Origin of the sequence: Halomonas sp. OfavH-34-E (assembly GCF_024124525.1) — a bacterium.
Taxonomy (GTDB): domain Bacteria; phylum Pseudomonadota; class Gammaproteobacteria; order Pseudomonadales; family Halomonadaceae; genus Halomonas; species Halomonas litopenaei.
Map to the genome: position 1 here is coordinate 1 of NZ_JAMXRY010000036.1, position 26,041 is coordinate 26,041.

The window sequence follows — 26,041 nt, forward strand, 5'->3', positions numbered from 1 at the left end:
GGGCCAGCACCTCGCCGAGGCCGTTCGGGTCGAGCAGGGTGTGGCTGAAGCGCGAGACGCCGGCCATCAGCTCGCGTTGGCCGGGGAGTTCGTGCAGCCGGCCCTGGCCGCGTCCCAGGGTGTCGCGGCGGTTGACGCTGGAGATCACCAGCATCGGCACCGAGTCGGCCAGGGCCTGGCCCATGGCGGTGGCGATATTGGTCATGCCGGGGCCGGTGATGATGAAGCACACGCCGGGCTTGCCGGTGGTGCGGGCGTAGCCGTCGGCCATGAAGCCGGCGCCCTGTTCATGGCGCGGGGTGACGTGGCGGATGCCACTGCCCTGGTGGTCGTGTCCATTGCCGCCTTCGAGGCCACGATAGAGCTCGATGGTGTGGACGCCGGGGATACCGAAGACGGTGTCCACGTCGTAGGTGTCACGCAGCAGACGGATCAGCAGTTCAGCGCAGGTCATGCGGTACTTCCTTGAGACGGATCAGGGGCTTGAGACGGGCCAGGGGCTTGAGACGGATCAGAGGCTTGAGACGAGCCAGGGGCGAGGGCGGGGTGCGGGGCCACCGAGTAGGGGGCTCTTGCAAAGATCCGCCTGACCATGGGCTCGAAGTGCGCCAGCGGCAGGGTGTCGTAGGCGGGGTCGAAGGACGGGCAGTCCCAGTCACGACAGAAGGCTTCGCAGTCGTCGAACCAGGGATGGCCGCGGAATTGCTCGCGGGCATCCTTGTTGCCGCCGACCTTGTCCCAGTAGTAGTGACCCTGGAAGACGTCGTGATGCTGGACGATCCAGTGGGTCTTCTCGCTGACGAAGGGGCGCAGGATCGAGGCAGCGAAGGCGGCGTGGTCGAAAAGCGCCAGTTCGTCACCGATGTCGTGGACCAGGGCGGCGACGATCATCTCTTCGTCGGCGCCGGCACGCTCGGCCCGGGTCGCGCTCTGCAGGCAGTGCTCCAGCCGGGTGATCTGGTAGGGCTGGTGGCCCTCGCCCAGCCGGGCGAGGGTGTCCAGTACGCTGTCGGCGAGGCCGGCCAGGTAGTCGGCGTCGTGGGCGGCGATCACCGCCCAGTCTTCTGCCGTGCTTTGGTCGATGCGGGTGAAGGCCGCCTTGCCGGCGGCGTGAGCATCGTTTGGGTCTGTCATGTCGGCCTCCCGATCAACCCACCAGCCAGTGGGCCATGACCACGATGATGGGCAGGGTGATGGCGGTGCGCAGCAGGAAGATCACCACCAGTTCCCACAGCTTGAGCGGGATCCGTGACTTCAGCAGCAGGGCGCCGATCTCTGACATGTAGATCAACTGGGTCAGTGACAGACAGGCGATGACGAAGCGAGTCAGTTCGCTCTCGATATCGCTGGCCAGTACCGCCGGCAGGAACATGTCGGCGAAGCCCACCAGGGTCGCCGGCGCGGCGGCCTCGGCCTCGGGCAGACCCATCCACTCGAGCACCGGCACCATCGGCATGGACAGCCAGGTGAACAGCGGAGTGAACTCGGCCAGTACCAGCGCCACGGTACCGATGGCGATGACCAGCGGCAGCAGCCCGAAGAAGATGTCGGCGACGTTGAACAGTGCCAGGCGGGCGAGCTTGAGCGGGCCCGGGGCGGTCTCGGCGCGGGCCACGGCGATGCCCAGGCTGTAGCGCAACAGACTCTGGTTGCCGGTGTTTTCTTCCTGGATCTGGCAGCCCACCGGCTCGTAGTAGGTGTTGGCCTTGCGTGACAGCGGCGGCAGGCGCGGCACGATGACGGCGGCGACCAGGCCGGCCACCACCACGGTCAGGTAGAACGGCACGAACAGGTGGTTGATGCCGATGAAGCTGGTCACCAGCAGGGCGAAGGCGATCGACACGATCGAGAAGTTGGTGGCGATGGCCGAGGCCTCGCGGGCGTTGTAGAAGCCCTGCTCGTATTGCTGGGTGGTGATCAGTACGCCGACGGTGCCGGAGCCCATCCAGGAGGCGGTGGCGTCGATGGCGCTGCGCCCGGGCAGCCCGAAGATCTTGCGAAAGGGCGTGCGCACCATGGAGCCGATGAACTCCATGAAGCCGAAGTCCACCAGGAAGGGCAGCAGGATGGCGGCAAAAAAGAAGAAGGTCAGCAGCACCGGCGCCAGGTCATTGAGCATCACCCCGCCGGTGAAGGAGGCGGTGACCATCTCCGGGCCGACCTGGAAGTAGGTCATCAGCGCGAAGGCGGCGCCGAGGGCGCGCATCACCACCCACAGCGGGGCGATGTCGAACAGCTCCTTCATCGCGCCCTGGCGGGCCCAGCCTGGTTTGGTCAGCTTGACCACCAGGGTCAGCACGATGGACAGGGTGAGCACGACGGTGGCGATGGCGGGCAGGGCGTCGCCGAGGGTGGCCTTGAGCCAGTCGGCGGCCAGACCCATGCCGATGTTGATGGTATCACCGACCGAGAAGGGCACCAGGAACAGCAGGATGCCGATCAACGACGGGACGAGGAACTTGATCAGACCATGGGTGCTTAGCTTGCCCCCGTCGGTCGTGATCTTGTCGGCAGAATGCAGGTGGGAGGACATGGGCGATCACTCTTTGCTGTTGTAATGGTCGGCGCCCTGACGCGGGCGCCTCGTTGGCTGTCGCCAGGGCCACTCCCTGGCCCTGTGAGGATTCAGTCGCGGCGCGCGACTCCGGGGAGCACGCACAGCATTTCATAGAGCAGGGTGGCGCCCATCAGGGCGGTGTTGCCGCTGGGGTCGTAGGGCGGGGAGACTTCGACCAGGTCGCCGCCGACGATATTGAGCCCCTGGGCGCCGCGCACGATCTCCAGGCCCTGGGCCGAGGTCAGGCCGCCCATTTCCACCGTGCCGGTGCCGGGCGCCACCGACGGGTCCAGGCCATCGATGTCGAACGAGATGTACACCGGGCCATCGCCCATCTGCTCGCGCACCTCGGCCATCAGCGGCTCGAGCGACTTGTGCCAGCACTGTTCGGCCTGGACCACGCGGAAGCCCTGCTGGCGACACCAGTCGAAGTCCTCGGCGGCGTAGCCGGTGCCTCGCAGGCCGATCTGGACGACCCGGTTGGCGTCCAGCAGCCCTTCTTCCTGGGCACGGCGGAACGGGCAGCCGTGGGCCACCTCTTCGCCGAACATGTGCTCGTTGACGTCGGCGTGGGCGTCGATATGGATCAACCCTACCGGGCCATGCTTCTTGGCGATGGCACGCAGGATCGGCCAGGTCAGGGTGTGGTCACCGCCCAGGGTCAGCGGCACGCAGTCGTGGGACAGGACGTCGTCGTAGAAGCGGCTGATGATGTCCAGGTTCTTCGGCAGGTTGAAGGTGTTGATCGGCACGTCGCCGATGTCCGCCACCTGCAGGCTGTCGAAGGGTGCAGCACGGGTGGCCATATTGTAGGGGCGCAGCATGCGCGATTCGTCGCGGATCTGGCGCGGCCCCAGTCGGGTGCCCGGGCGGTTGGAGGTGCCGATGTCCATGGGAATGCCGATAAAGGCGGCGTCCAGACCCTCGGCGCTGGTCTGGGTGGGCAGACGCATCATGGTGGCAGGGCCACCGAAGCGCGGCATCTCGTTGCCGCCGAGAGGTTGATTGAAGTCGCTCACAGGGAACTCCTGGCATCGTGGATGGGGACGGTCGCGGCCCTGGGCCTGACGGTTGTTGTGGATGATGCAGACGCCGTGCCATCTTTTGGGCATTTATACTAAAGATGTAATAGAGGTGCAGGGATTCCAAGGGATGGTCTGCTGTGGTGGTAGAAGTGATCCAGAAGTGAATCGCGATCCCGACGCATCGTGATACACTTCTGAATCAATGATGCATTTATGGATCGTTTGATGAGCGACGACGACACCAAGATTCTCAAGACCATCATCGATACCGCCCACGACCACTTCTTCATCGTCGCGCCGGACGGTCGTATCCGCGACGTCAGTCCCGGGGCGGCGGCGGTCTACGGCATGTCCTGCGAAGAGCTCTGCGCCACCAGCGTGCAGCGGCTCGAGGCCGATGGCGTGCTGACCCCGTCGGTCAGCCTGGAGGTCATTCGCAGCGGGCGGCCGGCCCAGCTGGTCCAGCGCACCGGCACCGGACGCCGGGTCATCGCCCAGGCCCATCCGGTATTCGAGGGTGAGCGGCTGGTGGCGGTGGTCAGCCGCTCCATGGACTTGACCGATCTGCAGCTGCTGCAGCAGGAGTACGCGCTGTTGCAGCGCCGCTTCAGCGAGCACCTGCGCCGGGGCCATGCGCTGGAGAGCGACAGCGAAGCACTCGAAGCCGAGCTCGATGACCTGGAGGTGAAAAGCCAGCTGATGCGCGAGGTGGCGCTGCTGCTCAAGCGGGTCGCGCCCACCGACGCCACGGTCTTGATGCTGGGCGAGTCCGGGGTGGGCAAGACCGCTTTCGCCCGCCAGCTGCACCGTTGGAGTTCTCGCCGCGATGGCCCCTTTATCGACGTCAACTGCGCCGCCATCCCTGAAAGCCTGTTCGAATCGGAGATGTTCGGCCATGAAAAGGGCGCGTTTTCCGGCGCTGCGCCGGGGGGCCGCAAGGGGCTGATCGAGCAGGCCGAGGGCGGCACCCTGTTTCTCGACGAGATCGGCGAGTTGCCCCTGGCGGTGCAGACCAAGCTGCTGAAGACCATCCAGGACGGCAGTATTACCCGGCTTGGGGACAGGGCCCCGCGACGGGTCGACTTTCGCCTGGTGGTGGCCACCAATCAGGACCTGTCGGCACGGGTCGAGCAGGGCCTGTTTCGCCTGGATCTGTACTACCGGCTGAACGTGATTCCGGTCACCCTGCCGCCCCTGCGCGAGCGTCGCGAGGATATTCCCGGCCTGGTCGAGCGCCAGCTAAAGCGCCTCAATCGGCGTTATGGACGCGACAAGATGCTGTCGCGAGACGTGTGGCAGGCGCTGATGGGCTGGGATTGGCCGGGCAATGTGCGTGAGTTGGAAAACACCCTGGAGAGGGCCTGGTTATCCAGTGACGATGTCATCCAGGGCGATCTGCTGGTGCCGTCCACGGGGGCCTCGGTAGGGCCGCTCGGCGGGCAGCAGCGTGAAGCGCAGCAGACGGCGGCGTCCCTCACCGGAGACTCCGCTGCGCTGGCTGATGGCGCTTTGTCACCCGCGACACCATCCGCACCAGGCGCAGCGCGACCCGAGCTGTCGCTTGCCCGGGGCGAGGGCCTGAAGGCCGCCCTGGCCCGGCGCGAGCGTGAGATCCTTGCCGATTGCTGCCGTACCCTTCCCACCACCTACGCCATCGCCGAACACCTCGGCATCAGCCAGCCAAGCGTGGTGCGCAAGCTCAAGCAGCATGGGTTGCGGATCGGGTGAACTGGGTAAGACGGCCGACAGCAGGGTATTGTTGGGCTCTCAGCCGCTATCTGTATCGGCCAGCTCACCTAGTGTGATCGGCTTGATCGGCATCCTCAGCCGGTAGTACCCCACCTCCTCGGGTTCACGCTTCTGTGTAGTGGCGATCAACTGGTTGATGGTCAGGCCGCATAGTCGGCCCTGGCAGGGACCCATGCCTGCGCGGCTGTAGGCTTTGGCCTGGTTGGGGCCAGGGCAGCCGTGGCGGGCGAGTCGTCTGATTTCTCCAGCAGTGACCTCTTCGCAGCGGCACACCAGAGTCTCGTCGGGAGGAGCCAGAATGTCCCGCGAAGGTGAATAGAGGTGGTCGAGAAACGGCCGGGCTGAGCGTTCGCGTGTTCTGAGCCGGCGCGGTGCGCGGGTCATCGCTCTGTAGCGACGCTCGTCGAGACGTCCGAGTTCCCTGGCAATGGCCAGCGCTACCATTCGCCCGTCCGCCTCGGCGGCCTTTGCCCCGGAAATGCCGCCGCCATCACCGGCGACAGCGATTTCCGGTCGTGAGCTTCGGCCATCGCTATCCAGTGTGGGATGCCAGCATTGTTGGGCGGCATGCCAGTGGTGGTCGAGCTCCAGAGCGCGGCTGAGCTGAATATTGGGGACGACGCCCTGATGCACTAGCAGGCTGGCGCAGTCCAAACTGTGGTGCTTGCCATCAGAGGTGAAATGCACTTCTGAAACCCGGTCCTCTTGGCCTTCAGCTCGCAACGAGGACACGTGTCGATATAGCGGTATCCGTGAGCGTCGAACATCTCTCAGCAGTGTGCCACCTTTCATCAATAGTGGCAGGTTGCGTGTGGCCTGCATCAAGTGAGGCAGTGACTGGCGCCACTGGCCGCGAGGCGTGGTATCAAGCAACGCCCGGATTTTCACTCCGGCGCGAAGCAATTGTGCCGTCAGCAGTAACAGCAGTGGGCCGCTACCCGCCAGCACCAGGGGAGCGGGAGGCACCAGTGCGTGACTCTTCAAGGCGATTTGAGCGGCACCGCAGGTCATTACCCCCGGAAGTGTCCATCCCGGGAAGGGTACGGGCCTTTCCTGGGCGCCGGTGGCCAGTAGCAGGCGTGACGCCGTAAGTCGACGGCCTTCGCCCGTCCGAGAAAGGTGCAGGACAAGTCCATCTTCCACTCCCCACAGAGTGTGTCCGAACATTGTCTTCACGGCGCCGCTTCGTGGGAGTGCCTCGAGTAGTCGCCGGCCGGCGTAGTAGTCGGCGCCGAGGATGGACTCGTCGCACAACGGGCTCTGTCCGATGGAGCGGTAGATCTGGCCGCCTGGCGCCTGTTGTTCATCGATCAGGACGCACGTCAGGCCGCACTCGACAGCGGCAGTGGCTGCGGCCATACCGGCTGGTCCAGCGCCGACGATAGCCAGGTCGTAGTCGGGAGTGGAGATGGTCATCTGAATATCTCCTGAGTGGGACGGACGCCGGACTGGAAGGTGATACGCATCTGGTCGCGAACCTCGGTCATGCAGCCCTGCTGATTGGGACGATCATCGATGGTCAGCAGGCATTCGAAACAGGCACCCATCAGGCAGTAGGGCGCACGAGGATCTCCGCTCACGGCGGTTCGTCGAGACGGCAGGCAACCTGCTGCAAGAACGGCAGCGGCGACGCTGTCTCCGGCGTAGACCTTGACGGGTGTGTCGTCGACAAAGACGGTAAGCGATGGCTGGTCGCGCCGGGCTAGGCGCTCAAAGGGCAAGGCGTTGGGCACGAAACACCTCCAGGGGCTGGTCGGTGGGGGCGCCGCCGATCCAGTCAGCCAACGGGCCTTCATGGAAGGCGGCCAGGGTAACACCGCTGTGACAGGTCACCAGGTAGGCACCCGGGTGACTGGTGGAAGCTTCGTAAAGCGGATATCCGTCGGGGGTCATTACCCTCAGGGCGCTCCAGGCGCGGATCAGCTGGACATCGCGAAGCAGGGGAAAGAAACGCAAGGCACGGGCGGCGATATGGGCCATGACGTCGTTGGTCGTCGCTGTGTCAAAGCCCACATCCTCTTTTGAATCGCCGATCTGAATCGTGCCTTCTCCGGTCTGGCGAACATGGCCCGTGGGGTAGCACAGGAAGGGGCGAACGCGCTCGGCGATCAGCACCTGGCCACGATTTGGCGACACGGGGGCTGTCAGGCCGACCTGAGGGGCAAGGTCGCGATTTCCGAGTCCGGCGGCGAGGACCACCTTGGCGGCAGAATAGCGGCCGTACGCTGTCTGGAGTCGAAAGGCGCCGTCGCGGTGGTCGATGCGTTCGACGCGTCCGCCGGTTTCGAGTTTTCCGCCGAGATCGATGAAGCGTTGCATTAGCGCCCGCAGCAGCCGCAGCGGGTTAACGTGACCATCCTCTGGGCACCAGGTGGCTCCTGCTGTCTGGTCGCCGAGTTCTGGAATGAAGTCTCGTGCCTGTTGAAGGTCGAGCACCTCGAAGGGGTAGTCACCCTCAGCGTCCTCACGCATCCGGCGTAACATGGCGTGTCGGGCTTGCAGTTCCTGTTGAGTCTGGCATAGGTAGAGACCACCTCGCTGCTCCAGTTGAAGGTCGATACCGGTGCTTTCCCTCAGTTCTTCGGCAAAGCGTGGCCAGCGTGCTGCGGAGCGTCGGCTGATAGTGGCGTATTGCGGCAGGTTATCGCCCTTGCCCTGCACCCAGACAAGGCCAAAATTGCCCCGCGATGCTCGGATGGCCAAGTCGCCCTCGTCGAGCACTCGTACCGTCAATCCTTGGCGTGCCAGGCCGACGCCCACGGCGAGGCCGACCAGGCCGCCGCCCACTACGACCACGTCGCTGAGAGAGGAGGATGTCTTGGTCGCTTGTTGCATGAGACTGCCTCTTTAAAGCAGAGGGGATCCGCCCGCGGGCGGATCGAAGGTGGAAAGCGGCCTTATTCGATGACCTGATCGAGGACGCTTTGAGCCCAGTCGGCGCCGATGTCATCGAGGATGACTGGCCAGACCTTCTCTCGCACGATGGACGCGGTGGCGTCGATCTGGGCGTCATCGACCTCAATCAGGGTGGCGCCGGCCTCGGCCAGCAGTTGTTCGTTGTGGGCCTGGTCGGCTTGGGCGTTTTCCCAGCGAGCGGACTCGAAGCGAGCTGCTGCTTCACTCAGTGCCTGTCGGGCAGCGTCGTCTAGATCGCTGTAGACACCTTCGTTGATCAGCAGGTACCACACCTCGAAGTGGGTGTTGAGTGGTACGTAGGTGTTGGTGACATCTCTAAACGAGGCGTAGTAGCCCTCTGCTCCAGACCCCATGACGCCATCGACAACCCCGGTCTGTACCGCCGTGAAGGCGTCAGAGAAGGGTAGGGGAGAGCCGATGTATCCGATGTTGTCCGCCATCAGTTGGAACGACTTCATCGGCGGTACACGTAGCTTGGCGCCCTTGTCAGCCGAGGGATCGGCAGGGTTCTCAACGTCGCTGTTGAGGGCGATGCCGCCGAAGTAGACCGGCCAGGCCGCCAGAACACGTATATCCTGACTGGCATAGATGCTCTCGATTTCCTCGCGCATCGGCGCGCCCGGCTCGAAAACCCGCTTGGCGTCGTCCCAGTTGCGAACCAGATAGGGCAGGTAAGCTAGCTGAAAGCGCTTGTCGGCCCCCGACGCCGGAGGCTGGACCGCCATGTCGACGGCGCCCAGGCTGACTCTTTCCTGCACGATGGTGTAGTCGCCCAGGGCATTGGCCGGGAATAGGCGGATGTTCAACTCGCCCTCGGTGGAGGTGGCGACATCATCAGCAAAGGCCGCTGCCGCCTGGTCGATGGCTGTGTTCTGAGGACGCACGTGGGAGAGCTTGAGGCTGGTGGCCTGGGCTGTGGCGGATGCAAGGGCCGCCGCGGCGATCAGACTGACAAGGAGGCTTTTTGTGGTCATGGTGTTTTCCTTTCTGGTCGGAGTGTCGTTGTCATTGGAAGCTCGTGATGCCAGCGACGAGCGGCGCCAGGGGCTTGTCCGTTGGATCAATAGCCGAACAGGCCCGGCAGGTACTCGGATAGATCCGGCCAGGCTGAGACCAGCACCACCACCGGGATGTAGCCGAACAGGATCAGAGTCATGGCAGGACGAATGACTTGGGTGAAGCGGACCTTGCCGATGCGAGCCCCCAGATACAGGATGCTGGCGTAGGGAGGGGTGACCCCTCCCATGGCGGTATTGACCCCCATGATGGCGGCGAACTGAACAGGGCTTACACCGAGCGCCTCCATCAGTGGCAGCAACAGCGGTGCGGTCAGGATGATCGCGGTGATGTCGTTGACGATCATGCCGATAAAGAACAGCAGCAGATTGATGAGGATAAGCAGAATCAGCTTGTTGTCGGTGATCGCGAAGATCATGTCGACCAACTGTTGGGGAATGGCTTCGAGTACGTAGATCTGGCTCAGCATCAGGCTGAAGAGGATCATAATCAGAATGGCGCCCACCGCTGTCGCTGACTCCTTGCCAGAGGCCAGAAAGGTCTGCCAGGTGAGGCCACGATAGATCAGGAAACCAACAGGAATGGCGTAGATCACCGCCACGGCAGCGGCTTCGGTCGGCGTCATGATGCCGCCGTAGATGCCACCAAGGATGATGACCGGCATCAGCAACGCGGGTAGCGCGTGGGTGGTGCGACGTCCTGCTTCGCGCATCATCTTGTCCATCGGCAGGGGCTCGTCGAGCACCAGATCGAATTTTCGAGTCATGACCATGTTGACCAGACAGAAGTTCAGCATGATCAAGAGTCCGGGGCCGAGTGTGGCGAGGAAACTGGCGAGAATCGAGGTATCGGTGACCCAGCCATAGACGATCATGGTGACGCTTGGCGGTATCAGCAGTCCCAGGATCGAAGCGTTGGCGATTAGTGCTGTCGAGTAGGCCCGCGGATAGCCCTTGCGCTCCATTTCGGGAATCAGCAGTGGACCGATGGCGGCGATGCCGGTCAGACCACTGCCGGAAATGGCACCGATGATGGCACAGCTTACGGCGGCTACCGCGCCGAGCCCTCCACGAACACGGCCGACGAAGACGTTGACGAATTTCAGCAGACTGCTAGCGATGCCACTGACGCTCATCAGAGTGCCGGCGAAGACGAACAGGGGAATTGCCAGCAGCACCGGATTGGTCAACTGGCTGAATCCCCAGACCATCAAACCGCGCATCGTCGCTTCGCCGATCACCGTCATCACCATCAAGGCGGCGCCGAAACAGTAGGGCAGGGGAACGCCAAGGCTGAGCAGTACGATCAGAGTGGCGAAGGCAAGCAGGGCGATCTCAATCATGGGGAGCATCCTTCCCGTTGTCCTGATCAATGGCCTCGTCCTGGGCGGCGAGGTCGGGGCGCTGTCGCCTTCCAGCCAGATAGGCCAGATTGCGAATCAGGTGCCACAGCGTGAACACAATCATCAGTACCAGGCCGATCAGCAGCGCAGATTCGTACCACAGCGTCGGCAGGTAGAGTGTCGGGGTCTGCTTGTCGACCCGCAGCACGTACTCGAAGTAGTTCCAGGCCCACAGCGTCAGCCAGGTCGACACGACAATGCTGATGCTGTCCGAGACGACCTGGAGCCAAGCCCGAGAGCGCTCGCGTGAGAGGAAGATATCCAGGACATTGGCTCGGATCTGAGAGTCTTCTCGAGACGCATTGACGCTGCCGAGGATGTAGAGCCAGATGGTGGGAATGATCGCAGCTTCCTCGAGACCCATGACCGGAGTCTCGAGCAGGTAGCGGGTGATCACCTGCACGAACTGCGCCAGGGCTACGATGCTGATCAATGCTGTAAGGGCATAGCGAAAGAGTCGATCCATCGGGGTCGCCTCACTTGTTGTGTTGTTGGGGACCGATGCGCTCATCGTGGTATTCAACACGTATAACCTCAAATCGTTTTTCAGTATCATTAGATAACATGATGTTTTAGGTGTCTCATGGCGAAAGTAACCTACCGACAAATCGAGGCTTTTAGAGCGGTCATGCAGGGGGGGACGACCACTCGTGCAGCGGACATTCTGTGCATTTCCCAGCCAGCGGTGAGTCGCCTGTTGCATGACTTCGAGCAGACGGTGGGCGTGTCCATGTTCGAGCGTCATCGACGGCGACTGGTGCCAACAGCGGAGGCAAGGTTCTTTTACGAGGAGGTCGAACGAGCCTTCGTATCGCTGGAGCAGCTATCTAGAGCGGCGGAAGAACTCAGGGAGTTTCATCTGGGCAGCTTGCGGATCGCCGGTATGCCGGCGATCTCGCTGGATTTCTTGCCAGGTGTGGTTCGCGGGTTTCTAGCGGCGCATAGTGGTGTTTCCGCCACTTTGCAGGTTCGAAATACGCAGCAAGTGATCGATCTCGTTGCCGGCCAGCATTTTGACCTGGGAGTCATTTCCGCCATTCCGGTAGACGATCCCGCTGTCGTGGAGCGAGCCCTGCTGGACAGTAGGGTTGTGTGTGTATTGCCTGCGGGGCATCCGCTAGCCGACCGTGAGCATCTGGAACCTGAGGATCTGGCGGGCGAGACGTTTGTCTCGCTGGGTCCGGAACAGCGCTTGCGGGAATCCGTGGATCGGCTGTTCGAGGAGCGGGAGGTGAAACGTCATCAGGCCTTTGATACCCAATTGCACTATGCCGCCTGTGGTTTCGTGCTGGCTGGTGGAGGGGTATCGCTGGTTGATCCGATGACGGCGCTTCACTATCGAAAGTTGGGGCTGGTGGTCAAGCGCTTCGAACCGCGTATCCCGTATCGCTACAGCTTGATCGTGCCTCGCGATCGGGAGCCGTCTCGCCTTGCCCGGGCGTTTATCGACCGGGTGCGAGAGGAGGCGAGGTTGCTGGCAAGGGAAACTGACGATCTCTTCTCTCTTACCGAAAGGCCCTGACGTGCTCCTGCAGTGTTTACTGCCCACTTCCCCGGCTTACTGACGGAAGACGTAAAAGAACCCGACCCAGGTGGCCAGGATCAGCAGTGGCTTCAGCACCAATACCGCACCGCTGGTAGAGCCCCGTTCGTCGTGCTCGGTGTCGCTGGACTCCCCGGGCTGCATGGCGAGTACCACCGTCAGCAGCAGGTTGGCGCCGGGGACCAGCAGCATCAGGCTCCACAAGCCCGCCTGGCCCAGGTCGTGCAGGCGACGAGTGCCGTGCAGCACCAAGGGCTGAAGGCTGATGACAACCCACCAGAGCCCCAGCAGGCCTGCCTTGATCGTCAATGCGTCCTCGAGGGCGGGGGCGGTGATGGTGGTCGCCCACAGGGCGGCATAGTAGAACGATAGCGCCAGGGTAGCGTTGAGACAGAAGTCGAGACGACTCTCGCGCCCCGCCAGGCTGTCGAACCAGTAGCCCGGCAGCACTCGCCTGAGCTCGAAGGCCTGGGGCGATGAGTGACCGGGGGCGACAGGGTCGTGAAATCCGGGAGCAGTAGGGCGATGCATCGGTATCTCGTCCTGTAGATCCAGCGTGATGCCGGTGTGCAGTTGAGGGAGACTGGTTCGATAAGCTGCGTCCTTCCGACTTGAATCCTACCCATTTTCTCCCTTGGTCTAGATAGGCGATCACGTAGTTTCTAGTACGAACCGCGTAAATAGTGCTGGTTCATAAGTCTGGTGGGCGACCTGCTTCCGAAGGATGGAAGCGTTCGGCCTCTGCCTGGTCCTTGAACACCAGGGTGCGGTAAGGGAAGGGAATCTCGATATTGGCCTCATCGAGCGCGCGCTTGATGGATGCCACCACCTGATCGCGGGAAGCGCGGATGTCGACGGGGCGGGACCCGGTCCACCAGGCCACCTCGAAGTCGATGGAACTGGCGCCGAAGGCCTTGGCGAAGACCTGCACCGCACGCACGTCGCTGCGCACCGAGTCCACCTCGGCGACCGCGCCCTGGATGATCTCGCGAGCCTGGTCCACGTCCTCGTCGTAGGCGACGCCAACGATGATGGAGGTGCGCCGGATATCGCGGTTGGTGCGAACGATGACCGGCTGCTGGAACAGCAGGGCGTTGGGCACCACGATCATCTGGCCGTCGGTGCGGCGGATACGGCTGTCGCGCACCGTGATCTGCTCTACCTGTCCTTCCACGTCGTTGGCCTCAAGGGCGATGTGGTCGCCGATCTGGAAGGGTTCTCGCCACAGGATCAAGAGGCCGGCGAGGAAGTTCTCGAACACGTCCTTGAAGGCGAAGCCGATGGCGATGGAACCGAGGCCCAGGGTGGTCAGGGCCTTGCCGGGGGTGACGGTGGGGAAGATCAGGGTGATGGTGATCAGAAGTCCCCCGAGCCAAAGACAGAGCCCCGTCAGCATGGTCAGGACGTCGCGAAGATTGCGTCGAAGCTTGGCCTTGTCGGCCACCCGAGCCACCAGGGCGCGGCCGAATCTCGCCACCAGCCAGGTCACCAGGATCAGCAGCAGGCCGGCGGCCAGTCGTGGGCCAGCAGAGCCAATGTCTGACAGGTAGGCCTGAACCTCTCCCAGCAGCAGCGACACGAAGGGTAGTTGTTCCAGTTCTTCCATCGCATCCTCCCGGGCCATGTTCAGGCGGTGGGCGCACTATCCTGCGCCCTTGTTGCTGAGCATAGCGGGGCGCCAGGCAAATCGCGCGTCACCTGCCAACGCTGGCAGTCCGGATACCGCGTCGGTTCCGACTTGACCCTCTATTTATCATGATAAATACTTTTGTTCATCTGGAGGTGGCCGCGATACGCTCGCGGCGTCACTCCATCGCCAGGCCTTCTTCGACAAACGATCCAGAACGGTTCTTCCACAACAAGGACAACTCCATGAGTGCCCACGACCAGACGCTGAAAGAGCGCAAGAAGTGGTATCGCACGGTGCCAGACCCGATGGTGCTGATCTTCCTGATCCTGCTCGCCACCTATGCGCTGACCTTCATCATTCCCGCCGGCGAGTTCGAGCGGGTCATGCAGGATGGACGCACCCGCGTAGTGCCGGACTCCTTTCATTATCTGAGCGACGTGGCGGCGATCTCGCCTTTCGACATCTTCGTGGCAATTCCCAAGGGCTTGAACGCGGCCTCGCTGTACCTGTTCATCGTGTTCATCGCCGGCGGGCTGTTCCATATCCTTCAACGCACCGGCGCCCTGGAGAACGCCATCGGGGTGGCGGTCAATCGCGTCGGCGTCGAACGGCGTAACGTCATCATCACCGCCGGCACCTTCATCTACGGCTTCTTCGGTGTGGCCGTCGGCTTCGAGAACAATATTGCGCTGGTGCCCATTGCGGTGCTGATCGCCAGCGCGGTGGGCTGCTCCAGCCTGGTGGGCACCACCATGGCGGTGGGTGGCATCGGCGTGGGCTTTGCACTGTCGCCGATCAACCCCTATACCGTGGGCGTGGCCCAGGGCATCGCCGAGCTACCGACCTTTTCCGGCGCCTGGCTGCGTGCCTTGCTGGTGCTGACCTCATTGGGCCTGTTGTCCTGGTATATCTGTCGATTCGTCACCCGCATGGACTTCGAGGAGCCCAACGACGCCAAGGCCATGAGCAAGTCGCTGGACGAGTACCACATGAGCAAGCGCGACAAGCTCACGCTGGTGGTGTTCGTCGGTGGCCTCGCCGCCATGCTGGTGGGGGTCTTTACCCAGGGCTGGTACATCAATGAGATTGCCGGCATGTTCCTGCTGATCGCCATCGTGATCGGCATCGTCAACGGCCTGTCGGCCAACGAGATCGTCAAGCAGATGATGGAAGGGGCATCCGGCGTGACGGCGGGCGCCCTGGTCATCGGCCTGGCCGCCTCGATCCAGGTGATCCTCAAGGACGCCCAGATCATCGACACCATCGTCTACGCCTTGAGCGGTCTGATTCAGGACATCCCGGGGGCGCTGTCGGCGATCATGGCCAGCGTCGTCCAGGGGGTGATCAATCTGTTTGTGCCATCCGGCTCTGGCCAGGCGCTGGTGACCATGCCGATCCTGGTGCCGGTGGCCGACCTGGTCGGCATGAGCCGCCAGCTGATGATCACCGCCTTCCAGGTGGGTGACGGCCTGACCAACCTGATCGTGCCGACCTCCGGTGGCACCCTGGCGATGCTGGCGCTGGGCCGGGTGTCCTACGAGAAGTGGCTGAAGGCTATCCTGCCCTTCATGGCGCTGGTCTACCTGCTGTCCTGGGGTGGTCTGGTGATCGGCCATATGGTCGGCTACTAGGTCGCGCCATGACACTGTCGCTGCTGCATGTTCATCCGGCTACCGGCACGGTAGCCGCCCTCACCGCCACCGGAGGTGTGGCGGTGGGCGGCTACGTTCACCATGTGTGGCGTGGCGTCGGCGCCTGCGCGACCCAGGGGCGGGTTACCCACCCCTGGTATCCCGACGGTGTCCGCCGGGCGCTGGAACGGGGGGAGGATGCCCGCGGTGCGCTTGCCCGGCAGGTCGACGCCGACAAGGGCACCTCGTTGCGTCAGTGCCTGGTGATGGATGTCCAGGGGCGCTCAGCGCTGCATAGCGGTGCCGACAACCTCGCCACCGTCGCTTCCTGTTGCTACCCCGGCGTGGCCACGGCGGGCAATCTGCTGGCCAGCGCCAAGGTGGTCGAGGCCCTGGCTCATGCCTTTGTCGACACCTGTTGTACCAACGCCGACGCCGTGCGCCAGGGCGCAACGCCCGAGTACCGCGACGACTATGAGGCGACGCTGCTCGAGGGACTGATCGACGCCCTGGAGGTCGCCCTGGCAGAGGGGGGCGACGTCAGAGGCACGCGCTCCGCCGCTCTGCGTATCGAGTCGTTCACCCAGGCCCCCCTCGATCTGCGTGTCGATTGGTGTGAGGGCGATATCGCGGACGAGTTGCGCGCCCTGGCCAGGCGTGTGCGCGCGCCTGCCTTTGCCGACTTTCTGGCGTCCCTGCCGCGTCGCTGACGCCATTCCTTCGTTATTCCGGTGCCTCAAGGCACCCGATCTGGAGATATCATGACCGCTGACCACGAGACCATGACGCTCGGCGCACAACTGCTCGAGCGCCTCGACGAGGCTGCGTGTTTCTCGGAGTCTGGCGCCGGCGTGACCCGGCTGTTCTGCTCGGAGCAACACCGCCAGGTACTCGAACTTATCGCCGATTGGATGCGCCGGGCCGGACTTGAGCCCGAACTGGATGCCTCCGGGAATCTGGTTGGGCGATGCGACAAGGCGCGCGCCGGCGCGCGCACGCTGATCATGGGGTCACACCAGGACACCGTGGTCGAAGGTGGCAAGTATGACGGCATGCTCGGCGTAGCGCTGCCGCTGCTGGCGCTGGAGCGATTGAAGAAGGATGGGATCGAGCTCGACTACGGCGTCGAAGTGGTGGCCTTCGGTGATGAGGAGGGGACCCGTTTTCAGTCGACGCTGATCGGCAGTCGTGCCCTGGCCGGTACCTTCGATCCTGCCAGTCTGGAGGCCAGGGATGCCGATGGCATCAGCGTGGGCGAGGCGCTTCGGGCCTTTGGTGGTGATCCTGAGCAAATTCCGTCATTGGCCCGAGATCCTGACTCGGTGCTGGGCTTCGTCGAGGTCCACATCGAACAGGGGCCGGTGCTGGAACGGCGCGATCACGCTCTCGGCGTGGTGACCTCCTTGACCGGGATCGAGCGTCACCGGCTGACGGTTGCCGGCAAGGCAGGCCACGCCGGCACCACGCCGATGCCGGGCCGTCGCGATGCGCTGGTGGGGGCTGCCGAGATGATCGCCGAGGTCGACCGCATCCTTAACGCCACCGAGGATTTTGTCGGGGTGGTGGGTAAGCTGGAGGTACGCCCCAACGCGGTCAACGTGATTCCTGCCGAGGTGGTGTTCACCCTCGAGCTGCGCTCTCCCCACGCCGAGGTTCGGCGTCGTGGTCGCGAGGACATTCTGGCCGCCTGCCGACAATTGGCACAGGCGCGCGAGTTGTCACTGACGGTGGAGACGACCTATGAGGCCGAGGCGGTGGCCTGCGCGGACTGGCTGATCGAGGCCTTGGGGGATGCCTGCCAACGGTGCGATGAGCCGGCTGATCTGCTGTTCAGCGGCGCCGGTCATGACGGTCTGGCGATGTGCGACCTGACCGGTATCGGCATGTTGTTCGTGCGTTGTACCGATGGCCTGAGTCACCATCCGGACGAAGCCATCACCGCGGCCGACGGTGAGGCGGCCACTCGTGTACTGATGCAATTTCTCAAGGACCTGACTCCGAAAGCGCAATAGGCGTCGTCGAGGTGGGCAAGGCACTCGCACCTCCGCCTCTGAGGGTCGTTAACCTTCGTTGAGAAACCCGCGCCGCACCTGTGCTTCGTTGTCGTGCATCACCGCCTGGGCTTCCAGCAGATGCTCGCGCATCAGGGTGCGGGCGCGTTCTCCGTCGCCGGCCTCGATGGCGTCGAGCAGCCAGGCGTGATACTGGCAGCCGGCGGGACCGATATGATGGTCGCCGGGCTCGTACAGCCGCCGATAGACGGTAAGGTCGGACAGCACCTGGGCGGTGAAGCGGATGATGAAGGACAGCAAGGGGTTGCCGCCGGAAAGCTGCGCCAGTTGTTCATGGAAGTCCAGCGAGTCGATGTGCTGCTGGCGCTCGGCGTCCAGGTCACAGGCGGGCTCGGCGTAGCTCGCAAGTGACTGGCGCAGCCTGGCGATCTCTGAAACCTCGACCTGCCCCGCCAGCGAGGCTACCAGCTCCGGTTCCAGCGCCAGGCGGATCTGGTAGATGTCGCGGATCGAGATGTCCTTGAAGTACAGATAGTGGCTGAGCAGCGAGATGGCGCGGGATTCGCTCATTTCCCGGATAAACACGCCGCCGCCGGGGCCGGTACGCGTCTCGACCAGCCCCTGGGCTTCCAGCACCCGGGTGCTTTCACGAACGGTGCCCTTGGAGGCGCCGAGGATCTCCATCAACTCCGCCTCACCGGGCAGGCGATCACCCGGTGACAGCTCGCGTTCGACGATCCAGCCCTTGATGGTCTCTGCCAATTGATAGGGTCGTCTGCGAGGTGTCGATCCGGTCATGTTGGTCTCTCGTCGGTCATGAAACCACAGCATATCAGAGCCTATGACGGACTGGCCGCCACCTCGTCGGTCAGGGTTGCCGCGACTGCGCGGGGCTGGACGGCAAAGATTTTGTGAATATTAGTTACATTTAGTAACAGTATGGCTATTCTAGAAGGCCAGGGTGAAGCCTGTCCCTGAAGTGGCCTAAGCCGGCCAGACCGCAGTGCCTGTGAGGGGGTTACGGGTGACTTTTCTGCCACTCTGTGTGCAGCGTTTGTGTGGTGGTGGCGCCATCGACAATCCGTGGAGGCCTTTCGATGTCCTTTCGTGCTCGGCTACTGCTGGTGATGCTGGTCCTGACCATCGGGATACAGCTGGTCGTGTCATGGGCGGTACTCAGTGCGGTTAAATCCACCGCCTTGGAGGAGGGCGAGAAGGAACTGAGAGTAGCTTCCAGTGTGGCAGTCGCCCTGCTCGATGGCTGGGGCCAACAATTGCTGCATAGTGTGAGCCTGCTGGTGGAAGATCCACGTTTCCGCGAAGCCGTTGACTCGCTCGACAGGGCGGCGAGGGGAAACGTTCTGGGTGAGTACGCGCAGCGCATGGGCGCCGATATGGCGAGCCTGCTCGATGAGAAGGGTCGTGTGCTGGTGTCGAGCCATCACGAAGCTCTGGGGACAGGAGCTTTCCGCGACCCCAGGGAACAGACGAGACACAATGATGGGGCCGTTACCCTTGGCATTCATGATGGCGAGGCCTTTCAACTTGTGTTGTATCCGGTCCAGGGAAAGACGTCGGCGGGGTGGCTGATCATGGGGTTTCGCCTCGACGAGGACATGGCAACGGCGCTGTCGGCGCTGATTCGCAGCGACACCCATTTCGAGGTGCAGGTGGGTGAAGGTGAGGACGTAGGCCTTGTGGGGAGCGAGGGTCTGCGCCGAGCCTTGACGCTGTTCGAGGATGCAGAGGGGCGTATCCAGCTCGTGGTAGAGCGTTCCTACGAGACTCTGTTGGCCGACTATCAGGCAATAAAGCGCCAGCTAGCGATCATCCTGGCGATCAGCCTGGCGCTGATGCTGGTGGCCGCTATCCTGATCGCTCGGAGCGTGAGTCTGCCGCTGTTGCGCCTGGTGGGGGCGGCCAAGAGTGTGGGGCGTGGGGAACCTCTGGATCTCGATCGACTTCCCCGCAAGGGAGAATTTGGTCTGCTGTCCTCGACCATGCTGAAGATGCAGAACGACCTGGTGCGCCGGGAAGCCGACATTCGCAAGCGCTCACGCCAGGACCAGTTGACCGGGCTAGGCAATCGCCAATGCGCCAACGAGGATATCGAGGCTGCCATCGCCACCGGGCGTCCCTTTACCCTGCTGCGGCTGACCATCAACCATATGCGCCGGATCAACGACACCTTCGGCCATGACTTCGGTGATCAGGTACTGAGTACGCTGGCCGGACGCCTGGCGGATCTGCCGGCACCCAAGGCAGGGGCTTACCGTCTCAGTGGCGACGAATTCCTGCTGCTGCTGTCAGTGTCTCACCTCGACCCGCTGTGGCTTGAGGATACGCATCGTCGACTGACCCGGGCGATCCGTCTGGATGGGTCGCCGGTGACACTCGATTGCGCCATGGGCGAGGCGCGCTATCCGGAGCATGGCGGCGAGGCCAACCTGCTGCTGCGGCGGGCCGAGATCGCACTGGATCGAGCACGTCAGCTACGCCAGTCCTATCAGTGTTACCTGCACGGCCAGGACGAACGCCATCTGCGCCATCTGTCTCTGGTGCGCGATCTCCAGCACGCCGCCAGCAACGGTGAGTTCTCGCTGCGTTATCAACCCCAGGTGTCGGCCCTGACCGGCCGGGCCCTCGGCATGGAGGCACTACTGCGGTGGGACCACCCCAGGCTCGGACGCATCCCGACGGATGAATTCATCGCCCTTGCCGAGCGCTCGGGGCTGATCCACCAATTGACCCAGTGGGTCATCGACACCGGCTGCCAGCAGCTGGCCAGGTGGAGCGAGGTGGGGCTCAATGTGCGCCTCGGGGTGAATATCTCGGCCATGGACCTGCAGCAGCCAGGGTTGATCAAGCGGGTCGAGCGGGCGCTGGACCGCCATGGCCTGCGCGGCGAGTGTCTGTGCATCGAGCTCACCGAGAGCGCGCTGATGGAATCGCCGGAGATGGGGGCGCGCAAGCTGCAGTCATTGCGCGCCATGGGGGTGGAGCTGGCCATCGATGACTATGGAACAGGCTATTCGTCGCTGGCCCAGCTCAAGCGCATGCCGGTCCAGGAGCTGAAGATCGACAAGTCTTTCGTCATGCAGCTGGTGAAGGGGTCCGAGGACGACGTCATCGTGTCCTCCACGATCGAGCTTGCTCACCATCTGGGGCTCAGCGTGGTCGCCGAGGGGGTGGAAGACCAGACGGTGGCGGACCACCTGGCGGAGCAAGGCTGCCATATGCTGCAGGGCTTCCTGATTTCACGACCAATGACCGCCGAGGCCGCCACCGAGTGGCTGCGCAGTCGCGTCGGGGACGGCATCCGCGACGCCGCCAACGAAGAACTGCGCTGAGCCTTGACGACGCTGCTTCAGGCGAAGCCGCCATTGGCGCGGATGACCTGGCCATTGATCCACTCGGCCTCGGGGCTTAGCAGGAAGGCGATCACCGCGGCGATGTCACGCGGTTGGCCCAGTCGCTCCAGTGGTGGCATATGGGTGAACCTTTCGATCTGTTCCTCGGTCTTGCCCGAGCGGAACAGTTCGGTATCCACCGGTCCCGGCGCTACCGCGTTGACGGTGATCCGCCTGCCGCGCAACTCGCCGGCAAACACTCGGGTCAGCGACTCCACTGCAGCCTTGGTGGCGTTGTAGAGCCCGTAGCCAGGCAGATTCAGCGCCAGCGCGCTGCTCGACAGGTTGACGATTCGGCCGCCATCTTCCAGGCGCGAGGCGGCTTCCCTCAGGGTGTTGAAGGTGCCGCGCGTGTTGGTCTCGAAGTGCGTGTCGTAGTCGTCGTCCGCCGCCTCGGCGATGGGCACCGCCTTGAGCACGCCGGCATTGTTCACCAGCGCATCGACGCGACCGAAGCGCTGCATGGCAGTGTCGAAAAGCTGCGCCACTTCGTCGGTGCGTGAGATGTCTGCCTGAACGGCCAGCGCCGCGCCGCCCTGGGCCAGGATCTCCTCGACCAGGCCGTCGGCGACCTCGCGGTGATGGGCGTAGTTGACGATCACTGCATAGCCATCGTTGGCCAGACGCCGACTGATGTCGGCCCCGATACCGCGTGAGCCACCGGTGATGATGGCGACCTTGGGAGAGTCGGATTCGCTCATGCTTCAGGCCTCTGGGGGTGCGTCGTAAACCTGGGGGCGCCGCCGCCGATGGACAAGCCGAAAGCGGCGGCATGTGAGCAGCGATTCAGCGCAGTGCGATCGGTGGATCATCGAGCCCACGTACGCCGGGAAGCGCTTCGCTCAGGTCGAACAGGAAGGTAGCGCCGTCCTGGCGGCCTTCCTTGTGTTCTCGCTGTCCTTCGGTGGCGGTGGTGATCAGCAGGGTGGTCAGCTCACGCCCGCCGAAGGCCGGGCAGGAGGGCTGGTCGGCGTTGACCCTGACATGACCGACCTCCTCGCCATCCGGCGTCAGCCGGGCAACCCGCCCTGACCCCCATAGCGCCAGCCACATGTAGCCATCGGCATCGATCACTGCGCCGTCCGGGTTTCCCGGGTCGTCGTTGAAGTCCGCCCAGGGTTCGGGCTCGGCCAATTGTTCGGGCCTTGCCGCCACCCCGTCCTGAAGGAAGGCGCCGCCATCCTGGCGCAACGGGAAGCCCTCGGCGTCGAGCGCCCAGCGCATGACCACCCCGGTGGCGGTGTCGGTGAAGTAGCCAAGGCGACCATCCGGTGAAAAGCACAGGGCATTGGGGATGGTGATGTCTTGCTTCAGGCAGAAGATCTCGCCGCGGTACAGGCGATAGAGGCTGCCGGCTGCGGCTTCGGCGGCCTTGCCCATGGTCGAGAACCACAGCCCGCCGTGGCGATCGATGCGCGCATCGTTGCTGCGCGTCACCGGGTTGGCAGCCTCGACCTCGCGCCAGGGTGACACGCCGCCGTGGGCGTGGTCGCGTTCCTTGAGGCCGTGTTCGGTGACCAGCAGATCATCACCGCTGGTCAAGGGGGCGGCGAAGGACACCAGCTCGTCCAGCGCCTGGGACCGATGATCGCCGTCTTCGAGGCGGTAGCGATGGAAGCGGCGCCCGAGGATATCGAGCCAGCGAAACTCGCCACGCCGGGCGTCCCAGCTGGGGCCCTCGCCGAGTTCGCAGGGTGCCTCGACGATGGCGCGAGCCTCGCCAAGGCAGGGGGATGCGGAACGGGACATGACGTCTCCTCGAACTTGGCGGATGGCACCTTGGAGCGCGCATCCACCAGGACTGTTGTCATTGTTCGGCAACGCGATCAGCCGTCGCTCACCACTCGGCGACGGAGCCGTCATCGTGTTGCCATACCGGGTTGCGCCAGCGGTGTCCGACCTTGGCGCGTTCCTCGACGAACGCCTCGTTGATCTCGACGCCCAGGCCTGGCCCCTCGGGAATGGCACAGAAGCCGTCCTCGATCGCCAGCGCGTTCTTGTCGACCAGATAGTCGAGCACGTCGTTGTCCTTGTTGTAGTGGATGCCCATGCTCTGTTCCTGGATAAAGGCATTGTGACATACCGCATCCAGCTGCAGCGACGCCGCCAGGGTCAGCGGGCCCAGCGGGCAGTGGGGCGCCAGGGCCACGTCGTAGGCCGAGGCCAGGGTGGCGATCTTCAAGCCTTCACTGATGCCGCCGCAGTGAGACAGGTCCGGCTGGACGATATCGACCATGTTGTCGGCGAGCAGGTCACGGAAGGCGAAACGGGTGTGCAGGCGTTCGCCGGTGGCGATCGGGGTGGCCAGATCCTGGGCGATGGTCTTGAGCACCGGCAGGTGCTCGGGTGCCACCGGCTCCTCGATGAACATCAGGTGATAGGGCTCGAGCTCGCGCATCAGCGTCTTGGCCATGGGCCGATGGACACGGCCGTGGAAGTCCACCGCGATGCCCACGTCGGGACCGACGGCGTCGCGAGCCTCGGCGACGCGGGCGACCGCCTCGTCGATCTTGCGATGGCTGTCGACGATCTGCATCTCCGGCGTACCGTTCATCTTGAAGGCGGTAAATCCCTGATCGGTCAGTGCCTTGGCGCCGGCACCCACGTCGGCGGGACGATCGCCGCCGGTCCAGGCGTACATGCGCATGCGATCACGCACCTTGCCGCCCAGCAGTTGGTGCACCGGGACGCCGAGTTCGCGGCCCTTGAGGTCCCACAGCGCCTGGTCGATGCCGGCGATGGCGGACATCAGAATCGGGCCGCCGCGATAGAAGCCGGCCCGGTACATGACGTTCCACAGGTGCTCGATATTGCGCGGATCCTGGCCGATCAGGTAGTCCGACAGCTCGTGCACTGCGGCTTCCACGGTGGCGGCCCGGCCCTCGATGACCGGCTCGCCCCAGCCGTAGACGCCCTCGTCGGTCTCGATCTTCAGAAAGCACCAGCGTGGCGGAACCTGCCAGGTCTTGAGTCGGGTGATCTTCATGGTCGATGCCTCTTGTGGGGGCCTGCTTGGCCCGATGTCGATGGGGTTGGGTGAAGCGAGCGGACGGGCTTAAAGGTGTCGCGACGCCGGTGTCGTGATGCCACTGGCCGGGAGTGTCTTGTCCAGGTCACGTGCGGTGCGCTCGAGCAGCAGTTCCGTGGCGCGGCGGGCCTGCTCTGGCTGCCTCAGGCGAATCGCCTCGAGTAGCTGGCGGTGGCGCTCCAGGCTGTCGCTGAGTCCACGCGCATGGCCGCCTGCTGCGTCGTCCGTGGGGCCGTCGGAGGAACTCCCGGCATGGCGCTGCGAGCGCTGGATCAGGGCCACGATGGAGGGCCTCAACAGCAGCCCCATCTGGCGCCAGACCAGGTTGTGGCTGGCGCGATAGATGGCGTCGTGAAAGGCCACATCGTGTTCGGCGTGGGCCAGTCGTTGCGAGGGCGCATCGGCGGTCTCCCGCATGCCGTCGAAGGCGCGTTCGATGCGTGCCAGGTCTTCTCCGGAGGCGTTAAGCGCCGCCAGCTCGCCGATATAGGGCTCCGCTGCCAGGCGAAAGGCGAACACCGCCTCGACCAGTTGCGGGTGGGGCGCGTCCAGGCTGGCCATCCAGCCGCTCATCTGCGGATCCAGCAGATGCCAGTCGACGATATCGCGCACCACGGTGCCGCGACCGGCGGTGCGCTCGATCAGGCCCGCCGCGCTGAGTTCGCCCAGGGCGTTACGCACCCGATTGCGGCTGGCCTCGAAGTGCTGGCACAGATCCAGCTCCCGAGGAAACAGATCCCCCGGCTGCCAGTGTCCCGACAGAATCGCCCGTGCCAGTACCTCGGCCAGCGCCGCGGCACCGCGACCCTCGGCGGGCCTCGGGAGTGAAGCGAGAGCGTCCATCCAGGCCTCCATAATGTTCGACGTTACTATAGTTAATGTCTGACATTTTAGGCAAGGCAGGAATGCCTCGAATGGGGTAGACCTTGGTGGAAGGCACGGTGCTGAACGCGTGCGCTTGTTAGCTCGCCGATTAGTGGCTGCCTGATTCTCGGCAGCCGCCGTCATTCTGCCCCATGCAACTCACATGCTGGCCTTGTCTGTGCTGAAGCTTACGTGTGGGCTCGAGAAGAGTGTGATTAGCCGCCACGCTGCGATGCAGGATGTATTGACGGACCAGCCTGCCATGCGTGATAGACATGATCAGAGCTACAAGCTGCTGTTCAGTGAGCCCAGGGTGATACGTGACCTCTTGACCGGGTTCGTCGAAGGCGAGTGGGTCGAGCGGCTGGACCTGGACAGCCTGGAGAAGGTCAGCGGCAGTTTCGTGACGGATGATCTTCGCGACCGCGAAGGTGACGTGATCTGGCGGGTGCGTTCTGGTGATGACTGGCTGTACCTTTATCTGTTGATCGAGTTTCAGAGCAGCGTCGATCCCTTCATGGCGCTGCGCATCATGACCTACGTGGGTCTGCTGTATCAGGACCTGGTGAAGCAGAGAAAGTTGGCCAGCGAGCGCAGGTTGCCGCCGGTGCTGCCCATCGTCCTCTACAATGGAGAAAGACGCTGGAGTGCCGCGAAGGAGCTGTCCGAACTGATTCATCCCGCAGCGACGGAGCTGGCTCGCTACCAACCCTCGCAGTCCTATCTACTGCTGGATGAAGGTGCGATCGTCGCCGACGAGCGCTGGCCTACGGACACCCGCAACCTGGTTGCCGCCATCTTTCGGCTGGAGTATCACCATAGCCAACAGGACGTGATCGACACCATCGGCCAGTTGGTGGAGTGGTTGAAATCACCCGGGCAGGCTCGGCTGCGGCGCCACTTCGCGACATGGATCAAGCGCGTCCTGCTGCCCAACTGGGTGCCGGGCGGGAAGAGCGACCACGAGCAGTGGCAGGCGCTCAATGACCTTGAGGAGGTACACACCATGCTGTCGGAACGTGCCAAACGATGGCCCGAACAGTGGAAGCAGAAGGGACTCGAGGAAGGACGACGGCTAGGGCGAGAGATAGGTCTAGAGGAAGGACGCGAGGAAGGACGCGAGGAAGGGCGCCTGGAAACCGCGCGTAACCTGCTTGCGCGCACCGCCATGGATGACCGCGAAATCGCAGAAATCTGTGGACTCGAGCTTGAGCAGGTGGCGGAGCTGAGAAGACAAGCATGAGGCAGGACAGCAGT

General features: G+C 63.6%; 24 protein-coding genes. 7 read left to right on the forward strand and 17 right to left on the reverse strand.

Annotated elements, in window-relative coordinates:
* The 4 genes from NH448_RS15495 to speB all read right to left on the reverse strand — a co-directional run.
* A partial coding sequence (locus NH448_RS15495) for a thiamine pyrophosphate-binding protein (RefSeq protein ID WP_253028991.1) occupies positions 1 to 454 on the reverse strand: 454 nt, incomplete at its 3' end.
* Positions 451 to 1,134: an HD domain-containing protein gene (locus NH448_RS15500; protein ID WP_071211135.1), complete on the reverse strand. Its 684-nt coding sequence runs from the start codon at positions 1,132 to 1,134 to the stop codon at positions 451 to 453. The genes NH448_RS15495 and NH448_RS15500, both read right to left, overlap by 4 nt.
* Positions 1,135 to 1,147: 13 nt before the next feature.
* On the reverse strand, positions 1,148 to 2,533 hold the full coding sequence (locus tag NH448_RS15505) for a YjiH family protein (protein WP_083970496.1): 1,386 nt from the start codon (positions 2,531 to 2,533) through the stop codon (positions 1,148 to 1,150).
* A gap of 92 nt (positions 2,534 to 2,625) precedes the next feature.
* Positions 2,626 to 3,576: an agmatinase gene (gene speB / locus NH448_RS15510; RefSeq protein ID WP_045993646.1), complete on the reverse strand. Its 951-nt coding sequence runs from the start codon at positions 3,574 to 3,576 to the stop codon at positions 2,626 to 2,628.
* A gap of 231 nt (positions 3,577 to 3,807) precedes the next feature.
* Between speB and NH448_RS15515 the strand changes: the two genes are divergently transcribed.
* On the forward strand, positions 3,808 to 5,310 hold the full coding sequence (locus NH448_RS15515; protein WP_045993686.1) for a sigma 54-interacting transcriptional regulator: 1,503 nt from the start codon (positions 3,808 to 3,810) through the stop codon (positions 5,308 to 5,310).
* A 39-nt stretch (positions 5,311 to 5,349) separates the two neighbouring features.
* Here NH448_RS15515 and NH448_RS15520 read toward each other — a convergent pair whose 3' ends face one another.
* The 6 genes from NH448_RS15520 to NH448_RS15545 all read right to left on the reverse strand — a co-directional run bounded on the left by NH448_RS15520 (position 5,350) and on the right by NH448_RS15545 (position 11,132).
* The gene (locus tag NH448_RS15520) at positions 5,350 to 6,747 is read right to left on the reverse strand and encodes an NAD(P)/FAD-dependent oxidoreductase (RefSeq protein WP_045993645.1); all 1,398 of its coding nucleotides are present in this window, start codon (positions 6,745 to 6,747) and stop codon (positions 5,350 to 5,352) included.
* A complete protein-coding gene (locus tag NH448_RS15525) occupies positions 6,744 to 7,064 on the reverse strand; it encodes a (2Fe-2S)-binding protein (RefSeq protein ID WP_045993644.1) in 321 nt (106 codons plus the stop codon). The genes NH448_RS15520 and NH448_RS15525 overlap by 4 nt, the downstream gene beginning before the upstream one ends.
* Positions 7,042 to 8,166, reverse strand: coding sequence for an FAD-dependent oxidoreductase (locus NH448_RS15530; RefSeq protein WP_045993643.1), 1,125 nt, complete (start codon positions 8,164 to 8,166; stop codon positions 7,042 to 7,044). The genes NH448_RS15525 and NH448_RS15530 overlap by 23 nt, the downstream gene beginning before the upstream one ends.
* 62 nt (positions 8,167 to 8,228) lie before the next feature.
* A complete protein-coding gene (dctP, locus tag NH448_RS15535) occupies positions 8,229 to 9,221 on the reverse strand; it encodes a TRAP transporter substrate-binding protein DctP (protein ID WP_045993642.1) in 993 nt (330 codons plus the stop codon).
* A gap of 86 nt (positions 9,222 to 9,307) precedes the next feature.
* Entirely contained in the window at positions 9,308 to 10,606 is a 1,299-nt protein-coding gene (locus NH448_RS15540) for a TRAP transporter large permease (RefSeq protein ID WP_045993641.1), read from the reverse strand.
* The gene (locus tag NH448_RS15545) at positions 10,599 to 11,132 is read right to left on the reverse strand and encodes a TRAP transporter small permease subunit (protein ID WP_045993640.1); all 534 of its coding nucleotides are present in this window, start codon (positions 11,130 to 11,132) and stop codon (positions 10,599 to 10,601) included. Before NH448_RS15545 ends, NH448_RS15540 begins: the two co-directional genes overlap by 8 nt.
* Before the next feature lie 117 nt (positions 11,133 to 11,249).
* Between NH448_RS15545 and NH448_RS15550 the strand changes: the two genes are divergently transcribed.
* On the forward strand, positions 11,250 to 12,188 hold the full coding sequence (locus tag NH448_RS15550; protein ID WP_045993639.1) for a LysR substrate-binding domain-containing protein: 939 nt from the start codon (positions 11,250 to 11,252) through the stop codon (positions 12,186 to 12,188).
* Positions 12,189 to 12,224: 36 nt separating this feature from the next.
* On the opposite strand, the gene NH448_RS15555 is transcribed toward NH448_RS15550, so the two are convergent.
* On the reverse strand, positions 12,225 to 12,740 hold the full coding sequence (locus NH448_RS15555) for a DUF805 domain-containing protein (RefSeq protein ID WP_045993638.1): 516 nt from the start codon (positions 12,738 to 12,740) through the stop codon (positions 12,225 to 12,227).
* A gap of 160 nt (positions 12,741 to 12,900) precedes the next feature.
* On the reverse strand, positions 12,901 to 13,815 hold the full coding sequence (locus NH448_RS15560; protein WP_108449236.1) for a mechanosensitive ion channel family protein: 915 nt from the start codon (positions 13,813 to 13,815) through the stop codon (positions 12,901 to 12,903).
* Between the two features lie 266 nt (positions 13,816 to 14,081).
* Here NH448_RS15560 and NH448_RS15565 point away from each other — a divergent pair, with 266 nt between their 5' ends.
* From NH448_RS15565 to NH448_RS15575, 3 genes are read left to right on the forward strand one after another with little or no spacing between them, the layout of a single operon-like run.
* Positions 14,082 to 15,470, forward strand: a complete 1,389-nt coding sequence (locus NH448_RS15565) for an AbgT family transporter (protein WP_045993637.1) — start codon at positions 14,082 to 14,084, stop codon at positions 15,468 to 15,470.
* An 8-nt stretch (positions 15,471 to 15,478) separates the two neighbouring features.
* On the forward strand, positions 15,479 to 16,180 hold the full coding sequence (locus NH448_RS15570; RefSeq protein ID WP_045993636.1) for a DUF1028 domain-containing protein: 702 nt from the start codon (positions 15,479 to 15,481) through the stop codon (positions 16,178 to 16,180).
* Between the two features lie 51 nt (positions 16,181 to 16,231).
* Positions 16,232 to 17,482 carry an allantoate amidohydrolase gene (locus NH448_RS15575; RefSeq protein ID WP_052704424.1) on the forward strand — a complete coding sequence of 417 codons (1,251 nt, stop codon included), beginning with the start codon at positions 16,232 to 16,234 and terminating at the stop codon, positions 17,480 to 17,482.
* A 48-nt stretch (positions 17,483 to 17,530) separates the two neighbouring features.
* Here the strand turns inward: NH448_RS15575 and NH448_RS15580 are convergent, their stop codons facing one another.
* Entirely contained in the window at positions 17,531 to 18,280 is a 750-nt protein-coding gene (locus NH448_RS15580) for a FadR/GntR family transcriptional regulator (protein WP_045993683.1), read from the reverse strand.
* Positions 18,281 to 18,579: 299 nt separating this feature from the next.
* Between NH448_RS15580 and NH448_RS15585 the strand changes: the two genes are divergently transcribed.
* Positions 18,580 to 20,832: an EAL domain-containing protein gene (locus NH448_RS15585; protein ID WP_045993635.1), complete on the forward strand. Its 2,253-nt coding sequence runs from the start codon at positions 18,580 to 18,582 to the stop codon at positions 20,830 to 20,832.
* A 17-nt stretch (positions 20,833 to 20,849) separates the two neighbouring features.
* On the opposite strand, the gene NH448_RS15590 is transcribed toward NH448_RS15585, so the two are convergent.
* From NH448_RS15590 to NH448_RS15605, 4 genes are all read right to left on the reverse strand, one after another.
* Positions 20,850 to 21,593: an SDR family oxidoreductase gene (locus NH448_RS15590; RefSeq protein WP_045993634.1), complete on the reverse strand. Its 744-nt coding sequence runs from the start codon at positions 21,591 to 21,593 to the stop codon at positions 20,850 to 20,852.
* Between the two features lie 85 nt (positions 21,594 to 21,678).
* Positions 21,679 to 22,641, reverse strand: a complete 963-nt coding sequence (locus NH448_RS15595) for an SMP-30/gluconolactonase/LRE family protein (RefSeq protein WP_045993633.1) — start codon at positions 22,639 to 22,641, stop codon at positions 21,679 to 21,681.
* Between the two features lie 88 nt (positions 22,642 to 22,729).
* On the reverse strand, positions 22,730 to 23,878 hold the full coding sequence (gene dgoD / locus NH448_RS15600) for a galactonate dehydratase (protein WP_045993632.1): 1,149 nt from the start codon (positions 23,876 to 23,878) through the stop codon (positions 22,730 to 22,732).
* Between the two features lie 69 nt (positions 23,879 to 23,947).
* Positions 23,948 to 24,763, reverse strand: coding sequence for an FCD domain-containing protein (locus NH448_RS15605; protein ID WP_045993631.1), 816 nt, complete (start codon positions 24,761 to 24,763; stop codon positions 23,948 to 23,950).
* A gap of 283 nt (positions 24,764 to 25,046) precedes the next feature.
* Between NH448_RS15605 and NH448_RS15610 the strand changes: the two genes are divergently transcribed.
* The gene (locus tag NH448_RS15610; protein WP_045993630.1) at positions 25,047 to 26,027 is read left to right on the forward strand and encodes an Rpn family recombination-promoting nuclease/putative transposase; all 981 of its coding nucleotides are present in this window, start codon (positions 25,047 to 25,049) and stop codon (positions 26,025 to 26,027) included.
* The last annotated feature ends 14 nt before the right edge of the window (positions 26,028 to 26,041 follow it).